Origin of the sequence: Coleofasciculus sp. LEGE 07092 (genome assembly GCF_015207375.1) — a bacterium.
Classification (GTDB): Bacteria; Cyanobacteriota; Cyanobacteriia; order Cyanobacteriales; family Coleofasciculaceae; genus LEGE-07092.
This window is the reverse complement of record NZ_JADEWY010000050.1, coordinates 1-16,378: the sequence shown is the minus strand read 5'-3', so window position 1 is coordinate 16,378 and position 16,378 is coordinate 1. Positions and strand designations below refer to the sequence as shown.

The following is a 16,378-nucleotide window of genomic DNA, read 5'->3' as shown; positions in this document are numbered from 1 at the left end:
ATTCAGCAAAGGCTTAAAGCGATCGCATCTTACCAAACCTTCTTCAAATTCAACACAAACTCTGGCAGCACCTCCTCACCCGATAGCATTGTAGGAGACTCCACCACCTCTACAGTCCGCCCTGGACGATAGATTTCTACTTGCTTTTTTGTCGTATCAATCAGCCAACCTAAGCGAACTCCGTTATCGATGTACTCCTGCATTTTTTCTCTGAGCTTTTTGAGGGAATCACTACTAGAGCGCAATTCCACCACAAAGTCAGGAGATAGGGGAGAAAACTCCTCCTTTTGCTGAATTTCAGTCAACGCCTCCCATCGCTCATTACTCACCCAACTCGCATCAGGCGACCTGATAGCACCATTAGGGAGAGTAAATCCAGTAGAGGAGTCGAAGACAGTACCTAAACCTGTTTTGTCATTCCAGTTCCACAACTGAGCATTTAAACCAGAATTTTGCTTACCTGTCCAGGAAAAAGTTGGGGGCATAATAATGACTTCTCCTGTCGCCGTAAGTTCTAGCTGCAAGTCTTGATTAGCTTTGCACAGTTCGAGAAAACCATCGGCGCTCAAACGAGGAATGGTCAATGTGATAGCGTTCATTAGCTATACCCTAATACCTGAGTTTGTCACCTTAACTTTGACACTCCCCACCCTACAAAGCCATAGGGCGCGATCCCTACTCTTCACTTCTGAATATATATTAGGTTTCACTTCGTTCTACTCAACTTACTTTTTTGTATCTTTGCGGTCTGTTCGCTTTGCAATAAAAGTCAGGATAAAGGAAGCAACGAAACTAACCAAAGCAATAGTTCCGAATAAATCTGGGGGATTTTTATACAGACCAAAAACTGCGTAATATGGAGGCACATCAGACACATCTGGGAGTAAAACCAAGGTAAGTGCTATGGCTATGTTACTGAGGCATGAATATAGCTCTGTCTGCTTGCTGATCCGCGTGTGCTTTATAACTAGACTCCAATGGAAGATGAAGTGAATAAGCAGAATCGGAATAAGAATAATGCCAAACAAAAATCTGTACCAGCCGATGTTGAGTAAGTAGCCTGCGATGCACAGACCCATAGAAATGATATTGGCAATAAGGATTGTGTAAGAAAAGTAACGTTTAGTCATAATAATTTTTCCTATAAGCAGTTGCATTTTTTTACTTCGGTAATAAATATAGCAACCCTAAATAATTTGTGACAACTGCGTGACTTGAAACCCAGGTATAGCAAGGATCTCCTTTCGGAAAATTGCCACAACCATTTAGGACTGCTATATGGAAATAAATGTTGGCTTTAAAAGAATTTCACTCAACTTAAGTGGACTTAATCTATGACGCCGGAGTTTGAACTCCGGGCTGATTTTCGGGCTTAATGCCCCAACAACTTATCCCGCAGATGCTTAATGCGATCGCGCAATTTCGCCGCTTCCTCAAACTCCAGATTCTTCGCCGCCTCCTTCATCTGGGTTTCCAGTTGACTAATTAACTCCGGAATCTGTTCTAACGGCAAATCATCCACCTGTTCGTAAACGGTTTCCAACTGTTGAGCATTCAACCGCCGCGACACATCTAAAAACGCCAAAATCGCATTACCAGATTTCTTGATAATCGATTGAGGTGTAATCCCATGCATCCGGTTGTATGCCAACTGAATCCCCCGCCGCCGTTCTGTCTCATCAATCGCTTTAATCATGCTATCGGTGAGATTATCCGCATACAGAATCGCCTGCCCCCGCACATGACGCGCCGCCCTACCAATGGTTTGAATTAGCGATCGCGCTGCTCGCAAAAACCCTTCCTTATCCGCATCTAAAATAGCGACTAACGATACCTCCGGCAAATCCAACCCTTCTCGCAACAGATTGACCCCAATTAATACATCAAACTCACCCTGGCGCAACGCCTGCAAGATTTCAATTCGTTCAATCGAGTTAATTTCCGAGTGCAAATAGCGTACCCGAACCCCCCGATCTTGCAAATACTCGGTCAAATCTTCCGCCATGCGCTTGGTAAGGGTGGTTATCAAAACCCGTTCCTGTTTAGCAACTCTGTCTTTAATCTCACCCAGTAAATCATCAATTTGACCTTCTGTAGGACGCACAAAGATTTCAGGATCAACTACTCCCGTCGGACGAATTACCTGTTCAATGATCTGATCCTCTGATTGTTGCAGTTCCCAATCTCCTGGAGTAGCAGAAACAAAAATACATTGATTCACCTTCGTCCAAAACTCTTCTGCCTTCAGAGGACGGTTGTCAGCAGCACTCGGTAGACGAAAACCATGCTCAATTAACACCCGTTTCCTGGATTGGTCGCCATTATACATCCCCCGAATTTGCGGCACTGTAACGTGAGATTCATCTATCACTAACAGCCAATCTTTAGGAAAATAATCAATCAAACATTCTGGCGGTTCCCCAGCTATGCGCCCTGCCAAATGCCGGGAATAGTTCTCCACGCCATTGCAGTACCCCACTTCCCGCAACAGTTCCAAATCATACCGGGTACGCTGTTCGAGGCGCTGCGCTTCTAGCAATTTCCCAGCTTGCACCAACTGTTCCAAACTCTCTCGAAGTTCCGCTTCTATCGCTTCACAAGCTTCTTCCAATCGCTCATCGGGGGTAACAAAGTGACGGGCTGGGTAAATATTCAACGCATCCGTACTCTGGATAATGCCACCTGTAACCGGATCGACATAGCGAATTGCGTCAATTTCATCCCCAAAGAATTCTACCCGAATAATTCGGTCTTCATAAGCAGGACCAATTTCCAGCACATCCCCCTTCACCCGGAATTTGCCCCGCCCCATCTCCAAATCGTTACGGGAATACTGCACTGATGCCAAGTTTCGTAACAGTTGGCGCTGATCCATTTCCTTCCCAACTCGCAAGGGAATCGAGGCTTTCAGGTATTCTGAGGGAATGCCCAAACCGTAGATACAGCTAATTGACGCGACGACAATCACATCTCGCCGTTCAAAGAGCGATCGCGTGGCAGAGTGTCGCAGCATATCAATTTCATCATTAATCGCCGCCGTTTTCTCAATATAAGTATCGGTGACGGGAATATAGGCTTCGGGTTGGTAGTAGTCGTAGTAGGAAATAAAGTACTCAACGGCGTTATCAGAGAAGAAGTCTCGCAACTCATTACACAGTTGAGCCGCTAAGGTTTTATTGTGAGCGAGAACTAGGGCAGGTTTGCCAATTTGCTCAATAACTCTAGCAACGGTATAGGTTTTACCCGTACCTGTGGCACCCAGTAGGGTTTGGAAACGGTTACCCCCTTGAAGTGAGGTGGTGAGTTGTGCGATCGCGTGAGGTTGATCGCCAGTGGCTTCAAAGGGGGCTTGCAGATGAAAGGGAGTCATGGGAGTAACGATGGCTGCTACCTCTATAATCCTGACACTGCTAGGTTAATACATTTGTTCTATCCTAGCATCCTACTCATAATTTTATTAGAGCGATCGTTCCGGTGACTTCAAGGGCTTGCATAGTCACAGATAATCCAACAACAGGTTTTCTCAGATCTTGCACCAGTTGCAACACTATGCAGTCAGTGGTTAAAACCACTGTCTTATAGCTAAAGTCCTCTTAAGAGGACTGGATAAGAGTTTCTATTTTAGTGGTCTTCTGCAATAAATGACTCTCTAGACGTAGAACCTGACTCTAAGAATAACTCGAATTCAACGGCAGTGTTACTGTTACCGTTGTTCCAGCTCCCACTTCACTCTCTACCTGAATTTGCCCCCCCTGCAAATCCACGCAGCGCTTAACAATCGCCAAACCTAATCCAGTCCCTTGGATAGTGCCAGCATTGCTAGCTCTATAGAAAGATTCAAACAACCGCTGTCGATCTTCTGGAGGAATGCCAATCCCTTCATCCTGAATCTGAAAAATAACTTTATCTTCTTGAAAAACTAAGTCGAAACGTACTGTGCCTCCTTGAGGTGAGTATTTGACTGCATTGCCGATTAAATGGTTTAAAAGTTGCTGTAGTAACTTCTCATCTAGATTGCCTTGAATTGCATCGCCTTGCCCTGAAAAAATTAGGGTGTGTTGGTTTCCCAAGCTAGACTGAAACTCCTCAACCACCTCGCGGCACAAACCCTGTAAATCTAGTTGAGTGGGAGTGAACCGCAATTGTCCTGCTTCTGCTTGCCCGATTAAAATTACATCATTGAGCAGTTGAGTCATGTGTTCTACTGCATTCTCAATTTTTTGAAAATGTCTTAGCTTCTTCTCGTCTGTAAACTTCTCTGAGTACCGTTTTAGCAGTTCGCTAGATGACTGAATGGTTGTTAGTGGAGTACGGAACTCGTGAGAAATCGTAGTAATAATTTGGGATTTCACTTCGCCCAATTCTTGTTCCTTTTCCAAGGCGTGACGCACCATTGCCTCAGTGCGTGTGCGTTCGATTACTTCCGTTTCCAGTCTTACTTTCTCTTTTTCTAAAGCTGCCGCATACAACCGTTCAGTGATATCTTGAAAAGAACCAGAAATTCCCATAATTTTATCGGTCGTCCCCTGAGTGGGATGGGCATGAATTTCGATCCAGCGGCATTCTGCAGCTTTGGTTAAGTATCTCAATTCCTGCTGAAAACAAGCTTTTTGACCGACTATTACAGATTGCCATAGTTCCCGATGCAGTGCTTGATCATCAGGATGAACGTAATTCAAAAAATTCGTTCCTAGACTCTCGTCAACGGTAAAGCCAGTCAGTCGAGTCCAAGACGGATTGAGAAATGTCCAGTTACCATCTCCATCAATTTGGAAGATTACTTCTTTGATGTTTTCAACCACTGAGCGATACTGTTGTTCGCTGTGGCGCAACGCCTTTTGCGCCCAACTTGCTTCTAGTAAGCGGTGGATGCGTTGCAACAAGGCTGGTGCATGGATAGGTTTAGTCACAAAATCTGTAGCACCGGCTTTAAATGCCCAATCAATAGATGCTTGATCGTTGAGTCCGGTGATCATCAGGATGGGAATACTTTCTGTAGTGCGATCGCTTTCTGGTGCATCCTTTCGATTGAGTTGTTGCAGTTGGCTACAGCACGTAAAGCCGTCCATCACTGGCATCATTGCATCAAGCAGCACCATATCGGGCTTGTACTGTTGGTAAGCTGCCAGACATAGTTCTCCATCCTCCACCTCTGCCACCTGGTATTTCTCTCGTTCCAGGAGTTGACGCAGCATGAGTCGCGTAAATCGGTCGTCGTCAGCAATCAGAATTAGGGGAGATTTTTGAGAATTGTAAGTTGTCATTGTTAAACTCCTTGACGTTGTAGAGACTGTGCTGAAATCAGGATAGGCATCGAATTAATCTATAAGTTCACCGCCACTAGAAGTTTTTGGGTATTTGAAACATAAACTTGATACGACTTATAAGATAAGAATTAATGGGTAAGTGATTGAGTGAGATAACGTTTGACAGGCAGATGAATAGACTTTACCTAATAGACGAGCGTTAAATAGACCGTATTTTTGCGGATTTTTCCATGGCTTATTTCTCCGCTTCTCACAGAAATTACTCAAACCAAGGGAGTAATCTCTTCCCGACAATTGCCCACTAGATGTTATACTAAGTAAAAATGGTAATAGTACAACAAAGCAACAAAGTCTAACTTAGATGTAGGAAGCGATCGCTCATCTTTAGTGAGTAAGCGACAAAAGGTAGGCAAACAAGCCAGCCGTCAAGAGTTGGGAGAATCCTCTCTGTTCGGTAACAAACGCTGAACGGTTGCAGGTTATACCAAATGGGTTTGAATTTGGCACATATTCTCTCTTGCTCTCCTCTTGTTAAGGGGGGCTGGGGGGGTTTCAGATGTGCCATTGGAAAAGCCAAGCGGCGACTTCAACGGATAAGGTGATTGAATGCCAATCTTGACTTGGGATTTATAGCTAGCTAGGAATTTTCATTGGATTGACAAGAGTTCACTCTCATCCCAGAACTCAGTAGTTTTTCTCCAGAGGGTGCAGCCGTCAGAGTAACTGTGCCATTTTCATCAACAATCCAATCTTGGGCTTCTATTAATTGGGTGTGGGGTGTAGGGTGTGGGGTGTAGGGTGTGGGTGAGTTTTCTGGATAAGATGCTGATAAATTGCGCCTATCTGTCCAAACAGCACGTCCGCGCAGATATTGCTCGGGATTATCTGGAATACCACCGCGTCCGGTAACAGTAAAACTATTCCCTTTATCAGCGGGACAACCTGCGACAATTTGATTGGACGAGTCGGTAAAAGTGGAGGGTAATTCAACTAATCCTTGGTTGGGGTCAACGGCTCGAATATCAATTTGTACAGTACCATTAAATTCAAGACCCAGTTCAGAGGTAGCGGTAATATCATTGAAGGGTGTCAATCTATCCCGAAACTGAGTACCAAAAATACCAGAAGCGGTGATACTAATTCGACCTCCAGAACCTTGTTGAGCATTGGCTGTTATGTCGCTATTTTCTTTAGGTACTGCCACTAAAGTATTAGTATTAATTGTGATGTTGCCGCCAGTGGTATTCCCGGCATCGGTGCTAATCTGGCTACCACGACGCAACAAAATATTCTGCGCCTGGAGGTTAATATTTCCGCCTGCACCGGATGCAGTTCTGCCATCAATGCTGCTTTGGTTGTCAAGAGCGATCGCGTCTGCTACCACGTTGATGTTACCAGCTTGTCCCGTACCCAACGCTTGCAGATTGAGGGTTCCCCCATTGCGAAGAATCAATTGCCCAACATTCAGATTCAACGAACCTCCATTTGCTATAGCATTGGGATTGATTACGCCAGATGCAATCCCAACAGAAATCTGAATTTGACTGTTAAATTGATCTTGACTCCCATTACCAATAACTTCTACCCGATCTCCGTTAATCGTAATACTTCCTGCATCTCCTCTGCCTAAAGATGCCGTAGAAATAAGTCCCCCATTCCGGAGAGTCAATACAGGTGTAAAAATTTGCATACTCCCTCCGGGACTAGCAGAATAGGCATCAGCAGAGATGAAACTAGCAGTCCGACTCCCATTTGCCAAAACTCCAGAACTACCCTCTACCGTTACTGACTCAGTAGCTCTAAGCGTTAAATTACCTCCTAGTCCTGCAGTTGTATTCAATGGTTGATCGCCAACAACTGATCCACTTGATAAGCTAATTCCGCCTCCCTCAGAGATAATCAACCGCTTGGTGTCTATATTAATGTCCCCAGCTCGCCCATTAATGCCAACTGCGGTTGTACCGATAAAGGTTGGAATAGGATTTCCGTCGGGAGTCCGCAAAACTTCTACTGATTCAGACGCTTTAATGTTGATATTCCCCGATGCTGCTTCAGTGCGAGTGATGCTGACTAAACCTGCTCCATCACGCACTCTTAATCGTTCCGCCTCAATGGTAATGCTTCCTCCTGTGCCTGTACTCCCCGCAATTGTGCCACTGTTGACTGCTGAACTGGCTATATCCAAATCCCTGGCACCCAGGATAATAGCTCCCCCATTTCCAGCACCTAATGTGGGGGTACCTAAGGCGCTCCCATTGTCAATCAATAACTGTCCGGTATCAATCGTGATGTCTCCTGCGACTCCAGCGCCAGCCGTACCAGTTATCAGAAGAATTTGTGGGTCAAAAGGGGTTATCAATCCAGATGCCGTATACCTAGCAACAAACTCTTTATAGCGATCAACTCCAATCCCCTTAAGTTCTACTGAATCGGTAGCACGGATGTTGACAGCACCCCCTGCACCATTTCCTAATGTCAACGTAGAGATTTGCGTTCCACCTTCAGCCCGAAAGGTTTGGGCGTTAATGTCGATGCCCTTACCATCAATATTTCCCAACGTTAGTGCATAAATTCGCCCACCGTTGAGGCTGACATTTTCACCTCTAATCTCTACTTTTCCACCCCCCAGTCCGGTCGTGTTAATAATGGCTCCATTTGATAGTTCAATGTTGCCGAACTTAGGAATATTGTCATAGTTTAAAGTTAGACCATCAGGTGTGGGAGAGAAACGAACTAAACCAGGACTAGCAACACTACCGAGGAGAATTTGTCCCGTATTCGCTGTTAAATTACCACCATTGAGGAGAAGATCACCACCAATTAAGGCTAAGGTTTGACCGGGTTGTACGGCTAAACCTACGTTAGTGGAAATGGGAAGAATTGGGGGAAAGGTTGGCAGGTTGGGGGGAGACAATGCTGTTGATTGATTGATGATACTTTCGGGATTTGAGCCAAACTGCAAGCCAATGGGAACGTTAATGGTAAGTAGGGGCTGATTTTGGGGATTAGTCGCATTGAACTCACTGCCATCTGCAAACTTGATGCTATCGGCTGTTGAACCAATAAACGAGCCTCTTACATCTAACTGAGCATTAGCGCCAAAGACAATACCGTTGGGATTGAGTAAAAATAGATTAGCAGTTCCATCAACACCCAACGAGCCCAAGATATTGGAGGGGTTATCTCCTGTGACACGAGTGAAGATATTATCAACACCATTGGGGTTGTTGAAATAAACAGACTGTCCCTCCTTGACATTAAATTCTGCAAAACTATGGAACAGATTACTGCCGTATCTTGCCCCTTCTTCAATAAAGTCTCGCACGCCTTGGGGGATGACAATTGAATTTTCTGTTCCTAATGTAGTATCGGGAACTAGTTGAGCATTAATTTTTAGGGAATAAAAAAGCGGAGTTGACACCAGTCCGAAACAGCAGAGCCATTTTAACCCGTTCAACCATTTCTGATTTTTTCGGCTTTTGTACAAATTCTTAAGATTAAGTGAATTCATTGACTGAACTTAATTCGAGACAACATTTTTGAATATGAGGAAGTTAGCCCAAGAATTGGGTGCTTTTTCTCTATACAGTTCAGCCGTCCATTAACCGTATTATTTTTATCAAAAATCTAAATGTCTGGATTGACAAGATGGAACTCTTATTCCAATGCGCCCATGGACGAGACATTAGAATTGATGCCCAGGTTGCCTGTAGCACTGAGGGAAATGTCTCCAGCTAGAAACAAAGAATCGGCTAACACAGTAAGAGTATCTGCAATACATAGCCACAAAAAATAAATTAAAATTTTATAACCTTTCATTAAAAATGCCTAACCCAAAAGGCTTATTCGTAATTATTTTTTAAAATGAAGTATTGACTTTTTTAACCTATAAAAGTAAGTATTTTTTAATATTATTTTTCAATTTCAATGGTTAACCAGATGATTACAACCGATGTCTTAGTGGTCGGAGGTGGTACAGGTGGAACGGCTGCGGCTATCCAAGCAGCGCGTCGAGGTGTCCGAACTGTTCTGGTAAGTGAATTCTCTTGGTTGGGAGGAATGCTCACTTGTGCAGGTGTCTCAGCACCCGATGGCAGTGAATTAGCCGCGTTTCAAACAGGGTTGTGGGGGGCATTCTTAAACTCACTTCAGCATCGACAGGCAGAGGGATTAGATCATGCTTGGGTTAGTCTATTCACTTACGATCCTCGCACGGGTGCCAAGATATTTGCAGATTGGGTGCAGGCTTTACCCAACCTGCATTGGATTGCTGGACAAACACCGTTAGATGTTTTTAAACAGGGCAACTGCATTACAGGTGTCCGGTTTGCCGATATCACTGTTAACGCAAAAATCATCTTAGACGCTACGGAACTGGGCGACTTGCTGGCTCTAGGGGACGTGCCATATCGCTGGGGTTGGGAGATGGGATCTGCACTACACACCCGCAAATTGCGATCGCAAGTTGAGGAACCTAGCGCCCCAGTATCTCATAACGAGCTGACCCAAAGGTATCCAGTGCAAGTCCCAACCTGGGTTGTTATCCTCAAGGATTTCGGGACGGCGGCTGAAGCCCCAGAAATTCCTGCCCCTCCCCACGACACCCCAGAGCAATTCGTCGGTGCTTGGGACGGCTACAGCCCAGAGCATTTTCTCAATTACGGACGCCTGCCTGGGGGATTGTTTATGCTCAACTGGCCCCAGTGCGGTAATGATTACGGTGAAGGTGTCGGACGTTTAGTTGAATCCCTCTCATCCCAACAGGAATTTTGTCAAGAAGCCCGGTGGCACGCCCAGAGTTTTGCACGGTTTATTCAAACTCAGCTAGGGCGTCGTTACGGTTTAGCTGATGATATCTTCCCCTATTCCCCATTCCCCACTCCCGTTCGGCTGAACGCTCACGGCGAAGCCCACTCCCCATTCGGTGGCGGTGCCTACGCCTTACATCCCTACTACCGCGAAAGCAGACGGCTAATAGGGCTGGAAACGTTATGGGAACATGATATTTTACCCGTGTCAGGGGGACAAGTGGCAACGTTGCCAGTGGATGAGTCGGGAAACGTGAGTACCATCACCCTGGGTAACTATCCGAATGACCACCACTATCCTGGTGTTAATTTCCCCTTAGCACCAAAATCGCTCCCCTGGGGAGGTCGTTGGACGGGAACACCTTTCACTATTCCCTACGGTTGCTTGGTGCCACAGTCAACAGATGGTCTTCTTGTCTGTGAAAAAAATATCTCGGTATCTCACATTGCTAACGGTTCGACTCGGTTGCAACCTGTAGTAATGAACCTCGGTCAAGCAGCGGGAATGGCAGCAGCGTTGTGTGTTGAACTGGGCTGTCAACCTAAAGAGTTGTCCGTCCGGCATCTTCAAGAGGCAATGCTTAGTGATGCAATTGCCCCAGCCGCTTTGATTCCGCTCTTTAATGTACCGCCTCAGCATCCAGACTGGCTGTACTGGCAGCGTTACTACTTGGATAAGCCAGAAGATTATCCAGCTAGCGGTCATGTTAGCAGGGGAGCGGGGGAGCTGGTTTTGCCTTATTCGGGTCAGTCTTTTAGCGGCTTATTTTCTACCCTTTTCACTGGCACTTTCTACTGTAACGGTGAACAAGATTACACGATCGCTCTGTCGCAACCAACGGAGCGTGCTGGTGAGATTTGGAGGCTAATCACATTGCAGCCAGAAGTAAACGAGCGGCTGCTGAGTTGTCGTGATCAGCAACAGCTTACGGTCTGGGGTCGTCTTAATGAAGCTGGGAATTGGTTGGTGGTAGAAATGATTCAAGACTGATGAGTTTGAGAACTTTAAAAAAAATTATCCCGTATCCCGTACCCGTAGGACGGGTATATTGCCGATCTGGGGCAGGTTTGGGTTCAAGGTAAATCCGCTATTCTACATCAACCTTCATCCAATCTACATAAACTTCGATAAAAGTTTTTCCTGAAGTATTGCTAAGAACTCCGTATCAGGGACTAGAAACCCTGACACGGACGTCTGCTATGCGCATTTACAGCTCTATCACTTTGTTAAGCTTGCTCACAATTTCACTGGCTGCTAATCCCCAGGTTATTGGTGATCACTCAACTGTGCGACTCAAGTCTGCTACTGCCAACAACCTACCATCACTAGTTCAAACCGGAGATGCTGGTCCGAAGAGTCCCGCCCGTGGCGAGCGGCGTCGGGATTTCTTCCAAGCTGAAAAAACTCAAGCTCCTCTGATTAGCCATCGAGGTAGCGGTCGTCGGCAGTTCTCTTGGGCATAAGCGAGTCTAACTTTTGATATAATATTAACCTTACTGGAAGAATTTCTCCACCAGTTACAACGTTGGAGGTGAAATCTTCCAGTTTCGGGTTTTCCTTTGGCTTTCTATAATTTTATACAGTCAAAGAGAGTTCAAATTCGAGCATTAGGGTGCTGATTATAAGGAAGCGCGTGTTCTGCTGTTTGAGTTGAACTCACTAGAATAGGCGAACTAGTGAGTTTGCCATAAAGGATAAAATTTTTTGTACCCATGCAAGGTGACCGCCCCTAAAATGATTAACCATGTTGATCTGATCAAAAGCCTTAGCCCCAGTGCCATGGATCAGATTATGCTGTACCTGGCTTTCAGCGCGATGAGAACCAGTGGACACCGACACGGGGCTTTTCTGGATGCAGCCGCGACTGCTGCCAAGTGTGCGATATACATGACCTATTTGGAACAGGGTGAGAATATCCGGATGACCGGACATCTACACCATATCGAGCCAAAACGGGTCAAAGTTATTGTTGAGGAAGTCAGGCAAGCTTTAACAGAAGGGAAACTGTTGAAGATGCTAGGGTCTCAGGAACCTCGCTATCTGATTCAATTTCCCTATGTCTGGATGGAGCAGTATTCCTGGCAACCAGGTCGATCCCGCATAGCGGGAACTAGCCTACAATCGGACGAAAAACGACATATTGAAGAAAAACTGCCCGATAACCTGCCAGACGCCCAGGTTGTTAATTCGTTGCAGTTTATGGAATTAATTGAATTCCTGCACACTCGCTCTCAAGAAGAGTTACCATCAGAGCGCCGTCTGCCTTTGAGCGAGGCGATGGCAGAGCACATCAAGCGGCGTTTACTTTATTCAGGGACAGTAACCCGCATTGATTGTCCTTGGGGTTTACCCTACTACGCTCTAACGGGTGCTTCTTACTCGCCAGTGGATGGCAAAGAACGCACTTACACCATGGTGGAGGATACGGCGCAGTATTTCCGATTAATGAAAGATTGGGCAGAACGTCAGCCGAATGTGATGCGGGTATTAGAAGAATTAGATATTCCGCCCGAAAATATGGGTCAGGCACTGGACGAACTTGATGAAATTATCCGCGCTTGGGCAGATAAGTACCACCGGGCTGACGGTGAGCCTATGGTTCTACAGATGGTGTTTGGATCTCAAGCTGAATAGTCATTGGTCATTGCTCATTCGTCCTTAGACATCTCTAAAAAAGAACCTGAAACCCATCTAAGGCTTGAGCTGAAATCTAATTTCTGCGATCGCTTTCCCTGCTCCCCCGCACCCCCACCCCTCCAGTAGGGATCACAGTCCTGTGAGCCATTGCCATGTCAAGAGTAAGAGGACAGCGGCGATCGCGCCAATCAGAGTATTGATAAAATTCACGATTTCATTGGTCATCCAATCCACCTGAGATTGCAGGGTGGCACCAATCACGCTTTCTAAGTTGGTGGCAATAAAGGCAGCTACTACACAAAATACTACTCCTATCAAGCTAATTAGATCCACGCCCCAACTAATAAAGGCGATCGCGGCTGATGCCACAACGCCTGCTAGGGTTCCTTCTACACTAATCGCTCCTTCCGTCCCCGGTTCTACTGGCTGTAAGGTAGTAATCAGTAATGTCCGCTTGCCATAGGCTTTGCCTACCTCGCTAGCCGTCGTATCTGATAGCTTGGTCGAAAAACTCGCTACATATCCCAGTAACAGCAAACTCCGATAGGGTTCTTCAACCCATAGCATTCCTAAGGCGCAGAGCGTACCAGTTAGGGCTGAACCCCAGACATTTTCAGGTCCTCTAGCCCCAGAACGTTTCTCGGCAATTCCCGCCGCTTCCTTTTGCGCCATACCGATGCGGGTAACGGCTGAACCGACTAAAAAATAAAACATGACGACGAAGTAACCCCGCCAGCCCAGCGTCCCCCAAATCAGGATACCGAGTATCCAGGCGTGGATGAGTCCGGCAGGAGTAAGCAACTTTTTGGGAATTGCCCAAGCCATTGCTAATAAAACCGTATTCAAGCCAACGCCTAGGAGCCAAGGATTAACGGCAGAAATTGTAGAAAGCATCGCAAATTTGTGGAGATCGTTTTAAGGTGATTTTAAACTTATGCAAATCTCAGAGTGGTAGCTATGAATCCAGTTCTTTTTCATCTAGCCTTTCCCGTGACTGACATTGAGCAGACTAAAAACTATTATGGCAACGAATTGGGCTGTAAAATTGGGCGAGAAACTCGCCAGGCGGTGATTCTGAATCTGTATGGGCATCAACTCGTGGCACATTTGACTCACGAACCCCTACCCCCCCAACAGGGGATTTATCCCCGGCACTTCGGCTTAATTTTCACCGTTGAAGCCGACTGGGAAGCACTGCTAGAGCGATCGCAACAACGCCAACTTACCTTTTACCAACAGCCCAAACTTCGTTTTCCGGGTCAGCTTACCGAGCATCGTACCTTTTTCTTACAAGACCCGTTCCATAACTTAATGGAATTCAAATTTTACCGCCATCGGGAGGCAATTTTTGGCAGTCACGAGTTAGCTGCCATTGGTGATGCCCTTCAGGATAGGTTCGCTGAATCTGTTTAAGCGGTTCTGAGAGGGCAGAGGCGACGACTTGCAGGCTTTGTGAGTTGATCACCATGCTGGCATGGGCAACAACGGGCACTTTGACATTCCGACCTACAGGCATTTGAGAACTGTGGGCAGGTACGATTATAAAATCCCAAGGCGTCCAAATGGAGGTAAATTTGAGACGCCCTAACATTTTTGAATCTCGATTCAAATCCTTTAAAAAGGCACTGTCAGGACGCATCTGAAGGCAGGCGCGGCGATTCCACAGGTAAGCGAGCCAAGTGCCATGATGGGGTGAGGATATGGTAATATAGCGCTGCACTCGATCTATCCCTCCTAATCGCTGCACGTAATAGCGGGTAACGAGTCCCCCCATACTCAAACCCACTAAATCAATAGGTTGGTTGGGCGCAAACGTTCGGTTGACATAATCTGCAACTTGTGCTGCCATTTGGTCTAGACCCAGTGTGGCGTTATTGGGCTTGAGATCGAGGGTGTAAATTGACCAACCCCGCTGCCTCAAATAAGGGTTCATCTTGCGGAAAACGGAGGAGGTACGGATAATGCCGTGAATGAGCAGAACTGGATTGCGGTTGTTGATATCGTTCATGATGGGAAGAGAAAGTTTATCAGGATTAGACCGATGTCAACCCTCGTCGTGTATTACACAAGATTTGGCGTATTACGTTCAACGAAGAAGCGCTATAAAATAATGGCTTAAAAACTATATTGCTACATCCAAATGTCTCATACCAACTCTGCTATCCTAGACGAGTGGGCTATTCAGGAGTTCTTAAAGTGGGTTTCCCCACCTGATCAATGGGTTCCCTTGAAGCTTGGCGGTCGAGTTGGCTTGCTCTTAGAACACAAATACACCTTGCTACCTAGCCACTACGAAGCTCTCGACCTAGATTTAGCAAAAACCTTTGGTTCACTATGCGGTGTCAAGCCTGGAGTTATTTTGTATGGAGAAGCCCCCCACTTTGAAGTAGACCGACTGAGCTATGAATTAGTTAAAGAAGGTTTTGTTGTGTACTGGCTCGGTGTCAAGAATATTGTGCAATTTAATAACTGGCTTGTCCGAGTCCTTGATGGTATTCACTTACTAGAACCCTTTGTATTGGAGTATTTACATCAGCAAAAGGATTGCTAGACCTTTGCTGATGAGAAATTGATGCCCAATTGCATTCTTACCAAGGACTGCCAATTAAGGTGAAGGCACTCCAGTAATAGGGGTGGGTTAATTGTCTATTTCCTAAATGGGCTAATTCTGGTGGTAAAGGAATACGCTCATTCGCAACAATTAAGTGTCCGTCTTCAATACGCACGTCCCCCTTCAGCATGGCTAGTTGTGCCTGACGGAGTGCTTCGGTTTTAACCGGAGCTGCCTTTAAGTAGTGGTAAAAAGCGGTCATTAATCCCAAGGTGGCTTCATCGTTTACATACCACAGACTACCTAGGGCTGACTTTGATCCAGCCATGACAGCTAATCCTGCAAAGCCCAACTCTGCCTCCTCATCTCCTAAAGCCGTGCGACAGGCACTCAATACCAACAACTCCAGGGAGGGTTCATTTAATTTGAGTTGAGGTAGCTCGTCTAGTCCTAGCTTACTATTCCAAAACTGGATATAAGAATTCGACGGCTTGCCTGGACGAAATTCAGCATGGGTGGCTAGATGAATAATGCCAAAGGGCTGTGAGGAGCGGGCTTGTTTGAGATTTTCTAAGGTAAAGCGTTCGTTGAGGAACTCCTTACCCGACCAAAGCTGATCGGTGATCGCTCCTAATTCTACAGGAACTGCTGGTAAGGATTTTTGATCGATGAATTTGGCAGCTCCCATCGCCAAAACTTGGTCATTCCTCAAATCCTGGTAGCGAGTATCCGTCAGAGAAAAGCTGGGTATTAAGCCGACACTATAGCGTTCGATCAGAAACTGATTGCCATCATTGAGTGCTGCGACAGGGATTGAGCGTAAACCCGCATCCATAATAAAGCTAATATTATTGATTTCTTGGGCTTGTAACTCTTTTTCCAATGGGGCAACTAGCCACTGATAGAACTGCTTGGTGCTACCACGATAGTCTGTTCTACGCCAATTGGTGACATCATTACGAAGTTGTTGCGCCTTTTCTAGGACTTGCGATCGCGTAGCTCCCCCAACTTGCCGCCGCACAACAGTACCAGAAGATGTCACTAATATCAACTCCAGTGAGTCATTGGGTTGAGGGGTTTGGTTCTCAATCCGGGTGGGGCGGGGGTTGGAGCT

General features: G+C 46.0%; 14 protein-coding genes. 5 read left to right on the top strand and 9 right to left on the bottom strand.

Annotated features, from left to right (window positions below; genetic code table 11):
* Positions 1-29: 29 nt before the first annotated feature.
* From IQ257_RS14065 to IQ257_RS14040, 6 genes are all read right to left on the bottom strand, one after another.
* A complete protein-coding gene (locus tag IQ257_RS14065; RefSeq protein WP_193873821.1) occupies positions 30-599 on the bottom strand; it encodes a Uma2 family endonuclease in 570 nt (189 codons plus the stop codon).
* A 126-nt stretch (positions 600-725) separates the two neighbouring features.
* On the bottom strand, positions 726-1,130 hold the full coding sequence (locus tag IQ257_RS14060; protein ID WP_193873822.1) for a hypothetical protein: 405 nt from the start codon (positions 1,128-1,130) through the stop codon (positions 726-728).
* A gap of 242 nt (positions 1,131-1,372) precedes the next feature.
* Positions 1,373-3,370 carry an excinuclease ABC subunit UvrB gene (gene uvrB, locus IQ257_RS14055; RefSeq protein WP_193873823.1) on the bottom strand — a complete coding sequence of 666 codons (1,998 nt, stop codon included), beginning with the start codon at positions 3,368-3,370 and terminating at the stop codon, positions 1,373-1,375.
* 298 nt (positions 3,371-3,668) lie between these two features.
* A complete protein-coding gene (locus IQ257_RS14050) occupies positions 3,669-5,264 on the bottom strand; it encodes an ATP-binding protein (protein WP_193873824.1) in 1,596 nt (531 codons plus the stop codon).
* 640 nt (positions 5,265-5,904) lie between these two features.
* On the bottom strand, positions 5,905-8,688 hold the full coding sequence (locus tag IQ257_RS14045) for an S-layer family protein (RefSeq protein WP_322744330.1): 2,784 nt from the start codon (positions 8,686-8,688) through the stop codon (positions 5,905-5,907).
* Positions 8,689-8,924: 236 nt separating this feature from the next.
* Positions 8,925-9,086, bottom strand: coding sequence for a hypothetical protein (locus IQ257_RS14040; protein ID WP_193873826.1), 162 nt, complete (start codon positions 9,084-9,086; stop codon positions 8,925-8,927).
* A gap of 108 nt (positions 9,087-9,194) precedes the next feature.
* Here IQ257_RS14040 and IQ257_RS14035 point away from each other — a divergent pair, with 108 nt between their 5' ends.
* The 3 genes from IQ257_RS14035 to hetR all read left to right on the top strand — a co-directional run bounded on the left by IQ257_RS14035 (position 9,195) and on the right by hetR (position 12,710).
* Positions 9,195-11,066 (top strand): FAD-dependent oxidoreductase, encoded by a 1,872-nt coding sequence (locus IQ257_RS14035; RefSeq protein WP_193873827.1) that lies wholly within the window; start codon positions 9,195-9,197, stop codon positions 11,064-11,066.
* A gap of 209 nt (positions 11,067-11,275) precedes the next feature.
* Positions 11,276-11,539, top strand: coding sequence for a heterocyst-inhibiting protein PatX (gene patX / locus IQ257_RS14030; protein ID WP_193873828.1), 264 nt, complete (start codon positions 11,276-11,278; stop codon positions 11,537-11,539).
* A 271-nt stretch (positions 11,540-11,810) separates the two neighbouring features.
* A complete protein-coding gene (gene hetR, locus IQ257_RS14025; RefSeq protein WP_193873829.1) occupies positions 11,811-12,710 on the top strand; it encodes a heterocyst differentiation master regulator HetR in 900 nt (299 codons plus the stop codon).
* 132 nt (positions 12,711-12,842) lie between these two features.
* On the opposite strand, the gene IQ257_RS14020 is transcribed toward hetR, so the two are convergent.
* Complete coding sequence (locus IQ257_RS14020; RefSeq protein ID WP_193873830.1) at positions 12,843-13,607, bottom strand: TIGR00297 family protein; 765 nt, start codon at positions 13,605-13,607, stop codon at positions 12,843-12,845.
* Positions 13,608-13,670: 63 nt separating this feature from the next.
* Between IQ257_RS14020 and IQ257_RS14015 the strand changes: the two genes are divergently transcribed.
* Positions 13,671-14,126 carry a VOC family protein gene (locus tag IQ257_RS14015; RefSeq protein ID WP_193873831.1) on the top strand — a complete coding sequence of 152 codons (456 nt, stop codon included), beginning with the start codon at positions 13,671-13,673 and terminating at the stop codon, positions 14,124-14,126.
* On the opposite strand, the gene IQ257_RS14010 is transcribed toward IQ257_RS14015, so the two are convergent.
* Positions 14,032-14,721 carry an esterase/lipase family protein gene (locus tag IQ257_RS14010; protein WP_193873832.1) on the bottom strand — a complete coding sequence of 230 codons (690 nt, stop codon included), beginning with the start codon at positions 14,719-14,721 and terminating at the stop codon, positions 14,032-14,034. The two genes, IQ257_RS14015 and IQ257_RS14010, sit on opposite strands and share 95 nt — an antisense overlap.
* A gap of 132 nt (positions 14,722-14,853) precedes the next feature.
* On the opposite strand from IQ257_RS14010, the gene IQ257_RS14005 reads away from it, so the two are divergent.
* Positions 14,854-15,264, top strand: coding sequence for a hypothetical protein (locus IQ257_RS14005; RefSeq protein ID WP_193873833.1), 411 nt, complete (start codon positions 14,854-14,856; stop codon positions 15,262-15,264).
* A 37-nt stretch (positions 15,265-15,301) separates the two neighbouring features.
* Here IQ257_RS14005 and IQ257_RS14000 read toward each other — a convergent pair.
* Positions 15,302-16,378, bottom strand: a 1,077-nt coding sequence (locus IQ257_RS14000; RefSeq protein WP_193873834.1) for a CHAT domain-containing protein, incomplete at its 5' end; no start/stop codon positions are given.

Coding starts and splice junctions, on each gene's coding strand:
- hetR (WP_193873829.1), top strand. CDS start 11,811: ATGATTAACCATGTTGATCTGATCAAAAGCCTTAGCCCCAGTGCCATG.
- uvrB (WP_193873823.1), bottom strand. CDS start 3,370: ATGACTCCCTTTCATCTGCAAGCCCCCTTTGAAGCCACTGGCGATCAA.
- IQ257_RS14050 (WP_193873824.1), bottom strand. CDS start 5,264: ATGACAACTTACAATTCTCAAAAATCTCCCCTAATTCTGATTGCTGAC.
- IQ257_RS14065 (WP_193873821.1), bottom strand. CDS start 599: ATGAACGCTATCACATTGACCATTCCTCGTTTGAGCGCCGATGGTTTT.
- IQ257_RS14040 (WP_193873826.1), bottom strand. CDS start 9,086: ATGAAAGGTTATAAAATTTTAATTTATTTTTTGTGGCTATGTATTGCA.
- IQ257_RS14015 (WP_193873831.1), top strand. CDS start 13,671: ATGAATCCAGTTCTTTTTCATCTAGCCTTTCCCGTGACTGACATTGAG.
- IQ257_RS14035 (WP_193873827.1), top strand. CDS start 9,195: ATGGTTAACCAGATGATTACAACCGATGTCTTAGTGGTCGGAGGTGGT.
- patX (WP_193873828.1), top strand. CDS start 11,276: ATGCGCATTTACAGCTCTATCACTTTGTTAAGCTTGCTCACAATTTCA.
- IQ257_RS14005 (WP_193873833.1), top strand. CDS start 14,854: ATGTCTCATACCAACTCTGCTATCCTAGACGAGTGGGCTATTCAGGAG.
- IQ257_RS14060 (WP_193873822.1), bottom strand. CDS start 1,130: ATGACTAAACGTTACTTTTCTTACACAATCCTTATTGCCAATATCATT.
- IQ257_RS14010 (WP_193873832.1), bottom strand. CDS start 14,721: ATGAACGATATCAACAACCGCAATCCAGTTCTGCTCATTCACGGCATT.
- IQ257_RS14020 (WP_193873830.1), bottom strand. CDS start 13,607: ATGCTTTCTACAATTTCTGCCGTTAATCCTTGGCTCCTAGGCGTTGGC.